Below are 14,985 nucleotides of genomic sequence, written 5' to 3'. Positions count from 1 at the left end.
AAAAAATGGTATATTTATTGCGTGTTATGGGGTAATATGTAGAAAAAAAGTTGAATTTTTGCGTTTATCTTCCAAAAGGGTTAAAGTTAACCAAAAGGATGTGCAGCAACATCCAGAGTTGGGCTTTTAAACGTAGGAGGTTTTAAATTAAATGTATAAACAGTTGTCTTCAGGCGTAAAGATCAGCATTACCCGGTCTATTTCGACGTCTTTTGAATCATATTTAGCAAGTATTGGTTGGGATGATGACAAATTTTCAATGGAAGATTTCGTTAAGATTTGGCAAAAGTATTTTACGGAAAATGCGGCTTGGTTTGACAAGGTGCCACAAGAAGTATTGCTTAGCCATGAATTCCATGAAGAATTGGCAAAGAAAATTGATGAAGTCATTGCCAAGATTTTAAATGAAAAACCAACAACGAAACAAATTGAATCGATTGAAAAAATGCAGAAGCAACTTGGGACAAACTTTACATATGAATGCAAAGCAGAAGCTGCGTATATTGAGCAAAAGCTGAAAGAACAGCTAAAAGACGCAGAATAAAGCTTGCTTGTTTGCTTGTAAAGATTTTGTAGAATAACTAAAATTCATTCCGCTATTTTTTCGGATAGTTCCTTTCTTTCTCGGGCAATCTATGATTACTCACATTTGAAATGTGAAGAAAATCATCTGGGAAAAGGAGGGGACTTTTTTTATGTGGAAAAAATCGATCTGGATCGCCATTTTTGGTTCAATGTTATTAGTCGGATGTGGAAATAATGATAACAATGGGAACAATGCTGCTCAGGATGTACAAGATGTAGGCAATGACGCAGTCCGCGGCGTAGAAGATTTAGGAGAAGACGTTCGTGAAGGCGTTAACGATGTCATTGACAACGATAACGACAATAATGTAAACAATGATGCCTACAATAACGGAGTAAACAATGACTTGAACAATGGCGTTGATAATAATGACAACGACCGCGATGGTATAGACGAGAACGGAATCCAAAACAGCAACGGTGCCGGACAAAATGCCAATGGCAATGTTCATAACAACGATGAACGCATTGATAATAATCGATAATAACGAAAACGCCCCATTTTGGAATGGGGCGTTTTTGGGTGTGCAGGAGGGGGAGAAGTGAATGATGAGAATTCACCCGTAAGTTAGTTAAACTCGCTCGGAAATGCCGATAACTCGCTAAATAAACTTACATAAATCATTATGATTCCTTCAAATGAGGTCTTTCACGCATTCCCTTCTTAAATCGGGAAAGCAATTCATCGTTGGATAGATTTTCATTCAATAAATAAGTTAATAAAGCCTCTGAATACTTGCTTCTATGGGTTTTGATTGTCCCCTTCAGTAATACAGAAATTTTTTCCCCGATGACTTCAATGTTGTTTACCTTTACTATAAATGGAGCGGGTTCATTTTCCGGAAATGAAATGATCACTTGTACTTCGAATACGTTATTGTCCGTTTTAAGTTTTTCAAATGTGGATTGGTGCTCTTTAGGGAGGAATAATTCCAGAATCCATGATTTATGGCTGTTTTCTTGGTTGATGACGATGCCATCGACAATGGGGAGGTTTAGGTAGCCATCTTCCTTTATCAAATCGAACGAAAGCAATTTAAAAGTCTTCATATATAATTCCCCCGAATGATTTTTAGTAATTTCAGTATATCATATAAAATTTGCAAAATTTAATATTTGGCATACCCATCCTCCACGTTGTTATACCTAGAGCCGCAACGTTTCTAGTAGAAATACTAAAATTTTGACGTGCTCAAAAATCAATTTTGTTATCAAGAAATAAAGGGAATCTGATTTTTCGCATTTTGTCAATTTTTGACCTTCCCGTTTATGATAAGAGCGTAAACGAAAGGAGGTGAATCCATGAACCAAGTCGGACTGGTAGGAAGATTAACGAAAGATCCGAATCTCAGAACATTTTCGGAGGATCGGGTACAAGCCAGCTTTATGATTGCCATTAATCGAAACTTCAAGAACTATCAAGGAAATATAGATGCCAATTTCGTTCCTTGCATTGCATGGGGAAGGCTTGCAGAACGAATCGCGAACTATTGTGGGAAAGGTTCTTTGGTTGGCATTAGTGGAAGACTGCAATCCAGGTCCTATACGAATAAGGAAAATACAAAAGTTTACACAATTGAAGTATTAGCAGAAGATGTCCGATTTTATGTGTTAAAAACGCCTGAAGGAAAAACGCAGCAAAACTCAGGAAACGTTGAAGTGCCAAAGGATTTTGTGCTTCCTGAACAAGCAAGTGCTGTTCCGGTTCTTTAGGCAAGCAATGGAATTGTTGTGGATAATGTAATGTTGTAGAGGGTAAATATTTGATTCAATAAATGTTAAATGTATTTGTCTGAACGTCTCGGTATTAAACTTGTGTTTGTGTTGGAAATTTGAACTTACTATATCAGAAAAATCCTTCAATTAATTTTTATATCACTAAATACTGCCTCGCTTTAAAAATATGCCTAAAGAAGGTGATAAAAAGCACACTACTGCCTGACCGCACAGCAGTGTAACCATTTCCTCCAGCTCTACATACAAACTCGTAGAGAAATACAACTGAATATGGAAACCGTAATGGAAAACGAGAGACTGTAAAAAAAACAGAGTCCGAAAAGTGCGGACTCTGTTTCTTATCTTAATGCATGCGTATCCAACATGAGTAAATCCATTAACTCTTCTTCTTTTAATTCCGTTAACCAATTGCTTGATTGGATTAACTCCTCGGACAAAGCAGACTTCATTTCAATCATCTTATCAATTTTTTCTTCGATCGTTCCAATGGTAATGAATTTATGAACTTGCACAAATTGCGTTTGGCCGATTCGATAAGCCCGGTCAGTTGCTTGATTTTCCACTGCCGGGTTCCACCATCGATCAGCATGAAGGACATGGTTGGCAGCAGTTAAATTTAGTCCCGTACCGCCAGCTTTTAAGGAAAGCAAGAATATCGGAAACTCTCCTGCCTGGAAGCGATCGACGAAATGATCGCGCTGCTGCTTTGGCATGCTTCCTGTAAGGAAAGGGATATCCAAATTGTATAATTCGGAGAAGCAATGTTGCAGCAAATGCCCCATGCCGATATATTGGGTGAAAATCAGGCATTGTTCGCCGTTATCCACAATTTCGGCGGCCAGCTCCACAATCCGTTTCAGTTTAATGGAACGATTTAGCATCGTTTTCGCCTCGTCAAAAGGTTCTTTCGAGTAAAGCGCAGGATGGTTGCACAATTGCTTCAATTTGCTAAGCATTTGGAGGATGCGTCCTTTTTTCTCAAAGGCCGTCATCATGTCAAGCTGAGCCATAGTATCTTCAATATAACCTTCATAAAGCGCGGCTTGTTCGCTTGTTAAAGAACAAAACTCCTTGGTTTCTTGCTTTTCAGGAAGATTCAACATTAAATCCGGATCTTTTTTCGTGCGGCGCAATAAGAAGGGACGAATTTTTGTCCGCAGAATTTCTTTATGCCGATCGGATTCTTCCCGTTCAATCGGTACGATGAATTGTTCCTGAAACTTACCAAAGCTCCCAAGATAGCCTTTATGGATAAAATCAAAAATAGCCCACAACTCAGAAAGCCTGTTTTCAATCGGTGTACCAGTCAGGGCAATATGGTGTTTGCCACTTAGCTTACGGATGGCCCGAGATTGCAATGTTTGCATATTTTTAATATTTTGCGCTTCATCTAGTGTGACCGTTGACCAATCAATGAACTGCAAAAATTCAATATCCTGTGTAATGGTTCCATACGTTGTCAAAATAACATGGGGCTGTTCAGTATCCACCATATGTCGAAACGCCTCGTCCTTCAAGCGAGAAGAGCTATAATGCGTTACAATCTTAAGGGAAGGAGCAAAACGATCCAGTTCCTTTTGCCAGTTTCCTAAAACGGATGTTGGACAGATAATGAGCGATGGACGAGTCTCATTCAACGTTTCAACCGTATATAAAAGATAGCTAATCATTTGAACGGTTTTCCCAAGACCCATATCATCGGCCAACACTGCACCAAATTCCTGGTCTCGCATAAATGTCAGCCATTCAAAGCCTTCTTGCTGATATGGACGCAACTCAGCATGCAACCCTATCGGCTGTGGAATAGGAGGGAGATTCTTTTTCGTTGTAAGTTGATCCAAGTAATCCTGCAACGAACGCTGCATTTCAAATGCAAATAATGGATCATCCCGCTCCTCATCGTCTTCATCCATATCCAACGGTGCGACAAGCTCCTCTGGCAATTCGCGGAATAGCAATTCCTTTACTGTCCAGTTTTCATCTTCAGCCTGATCCATTAGCTGTCGGATTTCATTCATCCAGTTCACATCCATACGGAACCAATCAGTACCAATACGGATAAATTCACGTTTTTCATCGACAATCTTGCGGAATTCTTCGGCAGATATTACTTCACCGTTCACGGAAAGCTGCCATTTAAATGATAAGATATCATCCAGGCCTGCGACGGATTTCTGCGATTGGTTGCCGGCATTAACACGCACGCGCATTTTCGTATGCTTTAGTTCTTTTAGCCATGCCGGCAAGATGACCTCAAATCCAACAGCGCCGAGTTTTGCAAAATCATCCCGCAGCAATTTACGTACATCCCGATCTTCCAGCGGTGTATGTATAAATGTCTCCGGAGCAACGTGATAACCGCTTAAATCAATGAGTTCCAGCATTTGTGCTTGCTGGCTTGCAATCTCTTCTGCCAAAGGCGCCCATTTTTCAGGAAGTGTTTTCTCAATCGGCAAGTGCCGTTTGCGAATGGCAGGCGTCCATAGCTTGGAAGTTTTCGTAGAACTCAGAACCGTTTCCAAAAGCCAATCGGAAGAACCTTCCTCCGGTTCGCTTAATCGCAAGGCTACTTTTACATTGCCGATGGAGCGGTCTTTATTTAACGGCCAACCGCCATTTGCAAAAAACGGCAGCAAAGCGGGAACATTGCTTGCAGTCAATCCGGCAAAGGCCAATTTTTGATGCGCCGCAGTTGTCAGCATATCCTCACACTCAGCTAAGGAGATGCTGTGATGCCCAATCGCTTTTTTAACAAATTCATCTTGCAGGAAATTTTCAGGCAACTCGAATCGAAAAGCTGCTTCGCCATTTTCCCTTTCTTCTGTTACCGCATAATCCCACAAAACGCTATTGTTCCATAAAAGCTGAACTGCTCTTATAGTGGAAAGAAGTTGTTCGCTATTCGCATCTGCGCCCACTAATGACACAAAGGGATGCTTATAGAAAGGCGAAAACAAGTCAACCAACTCAGCGGTTGCAAGCTGAATCTCATTGTCGCTCTGATTAGCGGTGAGCCCATAAAAATTGGGTTCATAACGGAAAAATAACGGTCGTGTCCAACTATTAGCAGGAATCACTTCGTCCGCTTCGTTGTATGCGGTGATTGAAAAGAAAGCTGGCTGCAGTTCTTCCAGGGATATTCGGATGATTTTTGTAAAAGGCGTTTCTGTCATACCAGTAAATTTCCTTTCTCTAATTCTTCTTGTAATGCACGCAATCGTTTAAATTGTTCGCGAACAGTATGAATGTAATCTTCCCAAAAGTTCGTTTTTCCTGATTTTTTTGCGGCTGATTTCATCATTTTCCATATGCGCACCGCTTGTTTATAGTTCATTCTCGATTTTTGATTGACCTCTTCCAATGCATAGTAATGGTAAAGCGGCAAAGTTAATGATGGGGCTTCTTCCAGAACAACCTTGAGGCCACAGCTATCCAAGTAGGAAATCGACGACGGATATAATTGGTGCAGTGCCACCCACTCCTCATAGCGCTTTTGCTTTAAGAGATAGCCGGAAAAGGGAGCTACACCATAAACGCCAAAAGCAGAATATAACAATAGTTCCTCTGGTTCGGTCAATGAAACATTCTCGTAAAGCGCATGAATTCTTCTTACATACATTTGACGTTGAGAAGGAGTCAAATGATGTTGGATATAGTCGTTCAACAGGGGCAGCATTGCTTTTAACATATACTCGCTCGCTTCATCGTCATGGCGAGAATGCGAAAACTTCGCCAGGCCAAAGTAAATATTCATCTGTTCAGGGGTAATGGATGCTACATTCAGTTTTAATGCCTCATAATTTTTCAATAAGATATGAAAGATGTTCAAAATTGTGGGAAGTAGGACCTCGCTGCTTAGAGGATTTTCCTCTTGCATTAAGTAATTTTGCAGAATTTCAAGTTCTTCTTCCGCTCGGCTTTTTTCGATAAAAACGTTATCCCAAAATAATAAATAAACATTTAACCTTCTGCCAATATGCGCTTTGCGCTCTAGCAAGAGCTCACGAACAAGCACTTGAAGTGCATCAAAAAAGGGATCGGTGGCAAATAGACGGGATTTCACCGATAGTTCATGAATCGTATTTTGGATTTTTTCAAAGCGGCGATTAAAGAAGTATTCAAAATAATCGCTGTGAATCGTGTTGCCGAATAGATTCAGGTGTTGCCAGATTTTATTTAGAATAGAAATTTGCATAAACAATTCATAAAGAGGCTGCCATTCGCGTTCAAAGGGAAGATGTCTCTTTAATTTACTATCGGCATTCTCGGCAACCGTGGAAATTTGGAATTTTTCAATCGGCCGTCCCTCAGGCAGTAGATGGCTCATTACTTCGTCCACCATAGCAAGCCAGCTTTCAGGTGTACGTTCGGTAGCCAAAAGATGCAAATTCACGCTTTTCTTCGAGCGCCATTTCGCTGTCCAATCTTGCACTGAATCAATATATTGATATAGCGATAAAATAACGCTCACTTTATGCCGGCACCATTCTCCGTGCGGGCAGTCGCAATGGACGATTTCATCGCGGAAATTAATCAAAACTTGTGTTGGCCGTACATCTTGGACGGCTGCATAAAGGTTTGTCGTCGATGGTATATAACGATCGAAAATAACCGACTTGTTCCGAACCGCAAACAATGCGCGGCGAACCAGCTCTTCATCTTCGGTAACAGATGGATGCAATGCATGCTCAATCTGGTCAAGCTGGGTTTTAATGAAGAGAGTTTGCTCTCTTGCTAATGATGCAATGGATAATGCCATAATCTTTCGCTCCTTAAAAACAGCATTTTATTAAATACTGTTTCATTGACCAAAAAAGAACATCTCTTCCTTAGTCAAAAAAGTCCTTCCCTCCATTATAACTTGAAACAAGATGTAAAACAAAAAGTATGAAAAAATTTAAAAAAGGACCAACATGAATCATTATTTTCGTAATTTAGATGTTTTAATCCCTAGAAATGGGTAGATAAATAATAAATAAACAAATTTACAATACGAAATAGTTAAATCACTTCGCTAGTTTGAAAAAAGAAAAGTATGGGAATCCTAGCATTAACTAAATCTTCAATTCGTATGATGAGATACAGCAGGAATTCTTGAAAAGCGCTTCCTTACATATGTAAATGAGCCAACATCAAAGAAAAAGTGAAATCGCTTTCATAGTATAGTTGAGAAAAATCTTAAATTGAGGAAACAATCTAAATAGGAGGGGATAAAAAATGATTCAAGTGCAGTATATGAAGCCTTTTTATACAAAAGTTAATGGAAATACGCTGCGATTAGTATTTGCTTATCAATATTTTTCACTGATGAAGGATGATGAGCTTTATCATTTTGTACCGGTTGAGGGCAAGGAAATGATAGTGGACCTGGAAACAAAGCAAATTGAAAATCTTTCGGAGATTTTTGTATTTCAACGCGGAAATCGATTTATTCGTTTACCTCTCTACCAATTACTCTTAATATCAAATGTACATGAACATTTAACTCCGATTTTAGACCAAGCCGAAACAGAAGATAAAACCAAACCAGGAAAAATTGAAGAAGGCAACTCGGAAATGCATGAAATCATTCGAGATTTGGAAAAACAAAATCTAGAACGTCTGATTGATGAGGCATTGGAAGATCGAGATGAAAAACGTTTTTACGAGTTAGCAACAGAAAAAGCAAAATTATATGGGCCACAATAATGGTTCGTGAGGGAAAAATCAATAAAATTTAACGAGCACCTTGATTGGAAAATCGAAGGTGCTTTATTTATTGTAAGCGAGGTTTTATGTATAAAAGGGGAAGCACAGAAATGAAGAAACGTTTAATATAAAAATTGAAGAATCAAGACGACGATGGAAGAACCAATGATGCCGAATAACCAGTCTTCTTTTGTTAAATTATATCGTTGTTGTTTTTTCATGATTTTCGCGCTCCTTTGCTTGCTTTATACCCGCTATGAATCAGCGTAAACCTATTTTTTAGAAAAAACTTTACTGTAGAAGGTTTTTTTGTTTTATGGGACATTTTTATAATTCTATGGCACACTTTTACGATTCTATGGGATAAAATTTTCGTTCTATGGGACACTAGAATTTTACCGGACACTTCCAGCAATTTTACCAGACAAATTCGCAAATTTACCGGACACATCAACTTTTTTATCAACCAAATTTCCCATTCACCGAACACCTCTAAATTAATGCGAAACCAAAAAAGAAAGGACCCCACAGGATCCTTTCCTAAATTACTTCTTCGCTTGTCCAAAAAGCTCCAATGCCATTTTTGCAGTATTGAGCGTTTTGGCTTGCAACGGCTGCACTTTCTTTTGCAGTTGTTCTTTTGCATCTTCACTAGCCAGAATGTCTTTCGCTTTTTGAGTTAGCACCGCTGCATCCCAGTTATCCTTTTCCACATGGCCGATGACCGGCTGCGCCACGATATTGGCGAATGCATCGATTTTCGGATCATACGATAAGGCGATAAACGGTGTATAAAAGATGCTGGAGAAAATTAACGAATGCAGTCTCATGCCTATCAGTAATTTCGAATAGCCGATCACCGCAATTTTCTCCTCAATCGATAAATCAGAAGGGGCAATGACGCTTTCCGCCTTCATCATCTTAGCGAGCTCTTCCGACGTTTTATAATCATGTTCACCGTGCATCGGAATAAAGACGATTTTTTCGCCACTGCTTGCTAGCTGGTCCAAGCTTTCGGCAATTTTCTTCTTAAAATCAATAGGAGATGGCCAGTCGCGAACACTCACGGTGATATAGCCGCCAGTAGTTAAAGAGCTACTCTCAAGCCATTTGCTCTGAAACGTTGAGCCATCTAGTCCCAAAACGGGATCAGGCACGATGTCAATTGACTTTCGAACGCCCAAGTTTTGAAGCAACGCTCTCGAATCCTCATCGCGAACCGTAATTCTGTCAACTTTTTTCATTGTGTTTCTAACGATGAACTTGCTGATGCCTTTATTGATTGGCCCCATACCTTGTGCATAAACAAACACTGGTATGTTATGCATTTTGGCGATTCTCATAATCCCCGAGTAGTAAGGGATTGATTTGATGCCGGTTTGGTCCTGCAGCAAGCTTCCGCCGCCGCTGATTAAGCCGTCCGCTTGCTTCAACACATTGCTGATGTTTTTTAATTTCCAGCGGTTCACGGCGCGCACGCCATATGTTTTTTCGGTAGCTTCCGGATTATTGGAGAGTACCGTGATGTCGATACCATCATGCAGCTTTCTTAAGGCATGAATAATCGAAAAGAGAATGGCCTCGTCTCCAACATTGTCGAATCCGTAATATCCAGATAACACTACATGCATTAAGACCACCTCATTTTTACTTTCATCATCCATTTCACCAACAGATTAAAGATGAAGATGAACACTAATCCAATCAAGAATCCAAGTACGGTACTATAAAGTGTCCGCAATAACGAAACTGATACCGGGATATGCAAGTGCGTGAAGGTATTCATGATCGATAAAAATCCGATAACGCCTGGAATCAGTAAAATCGTGCCCCATTTTTTATTGATGCCCATTACATACAGAGCCAACACGAAGAATGGGAAGCCGATCAAGAATTCTTTTGTTCGAGGTCGAACATACAACACGTTTTCCAACCATTGTCTGAACATCAACTCGAATTCACTTACCGTACCTGCGTTGCCAGTTCGGCCGATATAGAACATGCCGATTGCCGCAACGATTGCCAGTACCAGCAAATGCCAATACTTCACTTCTTTATTCAACAATTTCACAGAAGTATTAAGTGAACCTTTGAAACCATTTTTCGTAATATCGTAAATTTGGAATAAAGCGAACAACACGATACCGGCTATCGGAATCACATAAACAAGCTTAACGCCTCTGAACACTTCAAATCCTGTGACAAAGCCGTTTCCATTCAATAAGCCAATCACGATGAAAATACCGATCAAGCTAATCGCAATCGCTTTAACATATTGAACCAAAATATCGCGGATGCGCGTAGAACCATGTGCCGATTTGACAACGGCATAAATCGGCGTGAGCACAGCAATGATCAAAGCGAATGCTTGCAAGAACAGCACTTTGTCTAACACAAAGTAAGCAATCGCTATCAACGCCATGAATCCTGCTGCAGCGAGACGCACCTTTTGATTTTTGATCGTTTCCGTCATTAAGTACGTAAATAAAATGCCTGCCAATAAAACCAGTGCTGTCACCCATGCAGGAACGGAAATAGAGTTAAAGAATTTTGGCGTTCCCAACGTAAAGTGTTCGGGCATTTTCTCTTGCACACCCGTCAAGTAGCTGACGGCTTCGTCGATATTCTCTTGTGCATTTCCAGTTGTTCTCAAATGATAGAAGATTGACTTGATATTCCGTTCTTTCACGGCACGTGTGGAGCGGTCGATACTCTCGGAAACCGTTAAATCAGTCTCTTTATTTACATTGATGCTAATCAATCGAACTACATTATATTGGTTGCTTTTGGCAAACTCATATTCACCCTTCAGCGGGCTTCCTTCAATGGTATAGAAGAAATAGCCGGCTTCCTGCAGCTTTTTTTTCAAGTCTTTCATATTTTCGTTTTCGTCGCCAAAGCCGATCATTTCTGTACCAGCGCCAAGCAATACCGGGGAAACTTCATTCTTCAACGAAACGAGTTGCTCCACGAGCATCTCATTCACAATTTCACTGTCATCGTTTACTGTTCTAAGCACAACATTTAACCCTAGCTCTTTGAGTTGGTTAATGGTTGCGCCATTATAACCAAAAGGCGTATCCAGTTCGAAAAGATCATCCGAGCTTGCAAGGAAATAAAAAGGCTTTCCAGCAATCGTGACATTTTCCACAGTCAAGTTGGACGTGATGAACTCTTGGTAAATGCGTTCTTCCGGCACGGAAATATAAAAGCCGGTTTTTTCCGTATCCACCGCGCCTTCATAATCCGTGAACAATAAAGCATCGGCCAGTTCTCTTTCTTCATATAGGGAGACGATATTTTCATCTGCCAAGTCTTCCAGTGAACTTGGCTCAAGACTTACCGAAATTAAACCGGATTGTTTCAAAATCGATAAAAGCTCATCGATTGTATAATCGCTTTCCTTGGAAACCGTCAGAATTTCATTAAACGGAATCATCACTTCATAGCGGTCATTTGCACTTTCCGCTTGCCACCTATTGATGATGCCGGGTGAAGATAATAGTAAAACCAGGAGCAAAATACCCCACAGCCATTTTGATTTCAACATTAAAATGTTCTTCCTCTCATTTTATCGAATACGCCTTGGTTTATTGGAGCCCAGAATTTTTAGAGTAAACTCGAAAAGTCTCCTCTAAAAATCAGTGGCATCCACCGCAGGCTATTAATTTAATTCACTCGAATTTCTTGATAGCTGAATAAAGTTAAAATTTCTTCCCAATCACGGGCAGTTGTTTCAAATCTTGTTTATTGATCGCTTTTGACACCCACAGCAACGCAAAATAAATCACAGCGGCGACAACGATGCTAATAAGGATATAGCCCATTGCCAACGCTCTCGACCAAGAGGCGATATCCCACCAAAGGGTAGGCAATCCAACGACAGCACCCATAATAATCGAAGAGATGATCATTTTTACAATCTTGCCATTAAGAATGGTAAAGCGGATATGTTTAAAGATAAAGTAAGTATTCACGATAAAGATTAATAAATAAACAAACAAGGTAGAATAGGCGGCGCCATCTAATCCATAAATACGGATGAAGGAAATGTTGGAAAACACTTTGACAACCACTCCGGCAAGAATGATGAAGGCCCCTGTTCGCGCATAGTTCATCCCCTGAAGAATGCCTGTCCCCAAAATGGTAAGGGACGTAAAGACGGCACTTAAGTTAATAATCGCGAGCATCGTGCTGCCCTCTAGGTTTGTAAAGAGCGCCAGGTTTAATGGCAAAGTCAATGCCAATAAACCCATTGCAGTCGGCCACGAAATCAGATGTGTCAAGTTGTGCGTTCGCTCAATAATTTCTCTTGTCCCACTTATATTATTCTCCGCTAATTTCGATGTAATTAAAGGAACAAGCGGGAGGATGATGGAGGAAGAGAAGACAGTTGCAATTTGCACGAGTGTCAGCCCGCGACCATATATCCCGTATAAAGAATTAATTTCATCGGCTTGTGCACCCGCACTTCTAAGGCCGTATGTAACGGTAAAAGAATCCACAAAGTTGAACAAAGCCATGGTCACCGAGCCAATGGCAATCGGAATCGATATCTTTAGGATAACTTTACTCCACGATTTAAAGTTTTCGAATGTATATTTGTTCGATGTAGCCACCTTGAGCGACGAACGTGTGTATTGAAAACGCAAATAGAGCAGGGAAGCAAGAGCACCAATAACAGAACCGACCATGACCCCGCCGGCCACGATTTCATTCGAATAGTTCATCGAAACCAAAATATACGAAATCACCAAGATTAACACCACACGAACAAGCTGCTCGATTACTTGGGAAACCGCAGTTGGCTGCATATTGCCAAAACCTTGGAAGAACCCTCGATAAACGGCCATATAGGGAGCAACGAGTAAAGTGAGTGCCACCACGATTAAGGCAATTTCGGTAGAAGGTCCGCCCAAGGCATTCGCAATTTGCGATGAAAACCCAAAGATAATCGCAAAGCTTAGAACACCAAAGCATAAAGCGAGAATGCTTGCGGTAAAGTAAATTTCCTTGATTTTATGTGGTTCATTTTTTGTGCGAACTTCCGCAATGAGCTTCGAGATGGCAAGCGGAATGCCCGCTACTGATAGGTAAAGCGCCACCATATAAACCGGATAAACGAGCGAGAAGATCCCAAGAACTTCATCTCCCGCGATGTTTTGCAGGGGTATGCGGAAAATGCTGCCCAAAACTTTGGAAAGGAGCGTGGCAATGGTCAGGATAATCGTACTTTTAACAAAAGTTGACTGGCTCATCGTGTTGACCCCTGGCCTTTACCTTTTAACTTGAATACTTGGATGGCAAAGCGCGGCAAGGAAAGCATTCTGCCGAAGCGGCTTGGCTGGGAAAGCAATCGGTAAAGCCATTCCAAATTCAATTTTTGCCAAACAATCGGTGCGCGTTTGACGGTTCCAGCAATAACATCAAATGAACCGCCAACACCGATGAAAACACCATGGCTAAACTTGTCCAGGTTCTCGGAAATCCATTTTTCCTGACGCGGCACGCCCAATGCGACGAAAACTAAATCAGGCTGTGTTTCGTTAATGCGATCGGCGATATCATTCGAATTCCAATCAAAATATCCGTCTTGATATCCGACGATTTCTACGTTTGGGTAGGTTGCATTGATGTTTTCGACCGTTTTTTGAAGGGTCTCGTTTTTGGCGCCTAGAAGGAAAACTTTAAAGCGTTTTTGGTTGCCAATCTCAAGCAACTGAACCATTGAATCGTAGCCCGTTACGCGTTCAGGCAGCGGGTCACCGAGAATTTGCGCGGCTTTCACAACGCCAATTCCATCGGCGCAAACGTATGTCGCTTTTTTGACATATTCCATAAATTGCGGCTCTTCCTGTGCTTTCATCACCACTTCGGGATTCGCCGTAATGACAAACGTTTTTTCTTTCTGCTGAATGCGCTCTGTTAATAAGGAAACAAAGCCCTTCTGATCAATATGTAAAAAAGGGATACCCATTATCATCACTTGCTTCATTTACAATTAAACCTCATTTCTATTACCTGTTTACTGCCAACTATCATACCATAAAAGCGAATGCTGAAGGAAATTTTCGAAGGAGGGGGAAGTTGGAGAAACGGTGTAGAATGCTGGGTTCTGCAAAAAAAAGGATGTATTGATGTAATCAATAAGGTTTCTTTACTACTATCTCTACATAGCAATCGAATTTAACATTGAGTATAGATTATTGTCAAATCGCGATATAGAAGAAGAGGCATGAAGGAAAGAAATTCACGTGATGACTGGTCATGCCGTGAATTTCCCCCTTCATGCCCCTTTCTGTGTGCTTGCGGTTCAAAAATAATATGTTTTAGGTAATTAATCTCTTTACTTTAAAGATGTTTTACCAAGCTGTAAATCCCAACTACTTTTCCTTGTTTTTTTATGGGCATGGCTTTTACCTGAATCTCTATTTTTCGGCTGTCTTTGTGAACCACTTTAGTATGATATATGAGTGTTTGGCCTTGCAATACTCGATTAATATAATCCCTAATTTTAGGAATTTCAAGCATGGGCAACAAATGAGCAACGCTCTTTCCCAATAATTCAAAGGAAGAATAGCCACAAATTTTTTCGGTTGCCCCTTTTACTTCCAAAAAGAAACCATCTTCATCAAGGATATAAAGTGCATTATTTTTGAAGGTGCAAATATTTTTGCATTTGATTTTAAGGGACATCATTGTGTATTAGCCTCCTCAATTCAATAATGCTAGGTGGAATCATAATTTTTTACCTATTAAGCCGTTTTTACGTTTCACTTTTGTTGTTAGTTCTTTTCCCGTTTTCTGTAACCTATTAGAAGGCACTCTTCTCACAACAGATTAACTAATGCAGAAGTGGGCGTGTTGAAATAGCAATTCGCGGTTTCTTGTGGTTCGTCATAGCTGCAACTTCTATAGCAACACTTCAAATGACGAGCAACAACGAAATTTCATACGCCCCACATCCTTAATTGT

Annotated in this window: 12 protein-coding genes; 4 read left to right on the top strand and 8 right to left on the bottom strand. The window is 40.4% G+C overall.

All coding sequences use genetic code 11. From position 1 onward, the window contains the following. Positions 1 to 151 precede the first annotated feature (151 nt). Together D1B33_RS03830 and D1B33_RS03825 are read left to right on the top strand one after the other, a co-directional pair. On the top strand, positions 152 to 544 hold the full coding sequence (locus D1B33_RS03830; protein ID WP_118874996.1) for a thioredoxin domain-containing protein: 393 nt from the start codon (positions 152 to 154) through the stop codon (positions 542 to 544). 151 nt (positions 545 to 695) lie between these two features. After that, entirely contained in the window at positions 696 to 1,070 is a 375-nt protein-coding gene (locus D1B33_RS03825) for a hypothetical protein (RefSeq protein ID WP_118874995.1), read from the top strand. A 139-nt stretch (positions 1,071 to 1,209) separates the two neighbouring features. Here D1B33_RS03825 and D1B33_RS03820 read toward each other — a convergent pair whose 3' ends face one another. After that, on the bottom strand, positions 1,210 to 1,635 hold the full coding sequence (locus tag D1B33_RS03820; RefSeq protein WP_118874994.1) for a YwpF family protein: 426 nt from the start codon (positions 1,633 to 1,635) through the stop codon (positions 1,210 to 1,212). 252 nt (positions 1,636 to 1,887) lie between these two features. Here D1B33_RS03820 and D1B33_RS03815 point away from each other — a divergent pair, with 252 nt between their 5' ends. Further along, complete coding sequence (locus D1B33_RS03815) at positions 1,888 to 2,298, top strand: single-stranded DNA-binding protein (RefSeq protein WP_118874993.1); 411 nt, start codon at positions 1,888 to 1,890, stop codon at positions 2,296 to 2,298. Positions 2,299 to 2,660: 362 nt separating this feature from the next. Here D1B33_RS03815 and D1B33_RS03810 read toward each other — a convergent pair whose 3' ends face one another. Then, entirely contained in the window at positions 2,661 to 5,495 is a 2,835-nt protein-coding gene (locus D1B33_RS03810; protein WP_118874992.1) for a DEAD/DEAH box helicase, read from the bottom strand. Next, positions 5,492 to 7,081 (bottom strand): hypothetical protein, encoded by a 1,590-nt coding sequence (locus D1B33_RS03805; RefSeq protein WP_118874991.1) that lies wholly within the window; start codon positions 7,079 to 7,081, stop codon positions 5,492 to 5,494. Before D1B33_RS03805 ends, D1B33_RS03810 begins: the two co-directional genes overlap by 4 nt. 458 nt (positions 7,082 to 7,539) lie before the next feature. Between D1B33_RS03805 and D1B33_RS03800 the strand changes: the two genes are divergently transcribed. Further along, positions 7,540 to 8,010: an IDEAL domain-containing protein gene (locus D1B33_RS03800; protein ID WP_118874990.1), complete on the top strand. Its 471-nt coding sequence runs from the start codon at positions 7,540 to 7,542 to the stop codon at positions 8,008 to 8,010. A gap of 545 nt (positions 8,011 to 8,555) precedes the next feature. Here the strand turns inward: D1B33_RS03800 and csaB are convergent. The 5 genes from csaB to D1B33_RS03770 form a co-directional block, all read right to left on the bottom strand. Beyond that, positions 8,556 to 9,641: a polysaccharide pyruvyl transferase CsaB gene (gene csaB, locus D1B33_RS03790; protein WP_118874988.1), complete on the bottom strand. Its 1,086-nt coding sequence runs from the start codon at positions 9,639 to 9,641 to the stop codon at positions 8,556 to 8,558. After that, positions 9,641 to 11,560: a DUF5693 family protein gene (locus tag D1B33_RS03785; protein WP_118874987.1), complete on the bottom strand. Its 1,920-nt coding sequence runs from the start codon at positions 11,558 to 11,560 to the stop codon at positions 9,641 to 9,643. The genes csaB and D1B33_RS03785 overlap by 1 nt, the downstream gene beginning before the upstream one ends. A 154-nt stretch (positions 11,561 to 11,714) precedes the next feature. Beyond that, entirely contained in the window at positions 11,715 to 13,268 is a 1,554-nt protein-coding gene (locus D1B33_RS03780) for a putative polysaccharide biosynthesis protein (protein WP_118874986.1), read from the bottom strand. Next, a complete protein-coding gene (locus tag D1B33_RS03775; protein WP_233549375.1) occupies positions 13,265 to 14,005 on the bottom strand; it encodes a WecB/TagA/CpsF family glycosyltransferase in 741 nt (246 codons plus the stop codon). The genes D1B33_RS03780 and D1B33_RS03775 overlap by 4 nt, the downstream gene beginning before the upstream one ends. A gap of 356 nt (positions 14,006 to 14,361) precedes the next feature. Further along, a complete protein-coding gene (locus tag D1B33_RS03770; RefSeq protein ID WP_118874985.1) occupies positions 14,362 to 14,709 on the bottom strand; it encodes a PAS domain S-box protein in 348 nt (115 codons plus the stop codon). Positions 14,710 to 14,985 lie beyond the last annotated feature (276 nt).

Origin of the sequence: Ureibacillus yapensis (genome assembly GCF_003515775.1) — a bacterium.
GTDB classification, from domain to species: Bacteria; Bacillota; Bacilli; order Bacillales_A; family Planococcaceae; genus Ureibacillus; species Ureibacillus yapensis.
The sequence above is the reverse complement of the archived record's forward strand: the minus strand, read 5'-3'. Positions and strand labels throughout refer to the sequence as shown.

What these genes read in the sequence shown, in the direction of transcription:
- D1B33_RS03830 (WP_118874996.1), top strand. Translation starts at nt 152, where the DNA reads ATGTATAAACAGTTGTCTTCAGGCGTAAAGATCAGCATTACCCGGTCT.
- D1B33_RS03825 (WP_118874995.1), top strand. Translation starts at nt 696, where the DNA reads ATGTGGAAAAAATCGATCTGGATCGCCATTTTTGGTTCAATGTTATTA.
- D1B33_RS03820 (WP_118874994.1), bottom strand. Translation starts at nt 1,635, where the DNA reads ATGAAGACTTTTAAATTGCTTTCGTTCGATTTGATAAAGGAAGATGGC.
- D1B33_RS03815 (WP_118874993.1), top strand. Translation starts at nt 1,888, where the DNA reads ATGAACCAAGTCGGACTGGTAGGAAGATTAACGAAAGATCCGAATCTC.
- D1B33_RS03810 (WP_118874992.1), bottom strand. Translation starts at nt 5,495, where the DNA reads ATGACAGAAACGCCTTTTACAAAAATCATCCGAATATCCCTGGAAGAA.
- D1B33_RS03805 (WP_118874991.1), bottom strand. Translation starts at nt 7,081, where the DNA reads ATGGCATTATCCATTGCATCATTAGCAAGAGAGCAAACTCTCTTCATT.
- D1B33_RS03800 (WP_118874990.1), top strand. Translation starts at nt 7,540, where the DNA reads ATGATTCAAGTGCAGTATATGAAGCCTTTTTATACAAAAGTTAATGGA.
- csaB (WP_118874988.1), bottom strand. Translation starts at nt 9,641, where the DNA reads ATGCATGTAGTGTTATCTGGATATTACGGATTCGACAATGTTGGAGAC.
- D1B33_RS03785 (WP_118874987.1), bottom strand. Translation starts at nt 11,560, where the DNA reads ATGTTGAAATCAAAATGGCTGTGGGGTATTTTGCTCCTGGTTTTACTA.
- D1B33_RS03780 (WP_118874986.1), bottom strand. Translation starts at nt 13,268, where the DNA reads ATGAGCCAGTCAACTTTTGTTAAAAGTACGATTATCCTGACCATTGCC.
- D1B33_RS03775 (WP_233549375.1), bottom strand. Translation starts at nt 14,005, where the DNA reads ATGAAGCAAGTGATGATAATGGGTATCCCTTTTTTACATATTGATCAG.
- D1B33_RS03770 (WP_118874985.1), bottom strand. Translation starts at nt 14,709, where the DNA reads ATGATGTCCCTTAAAATCAAATGCAAAAATATTTGCACCTTCAAAAAT.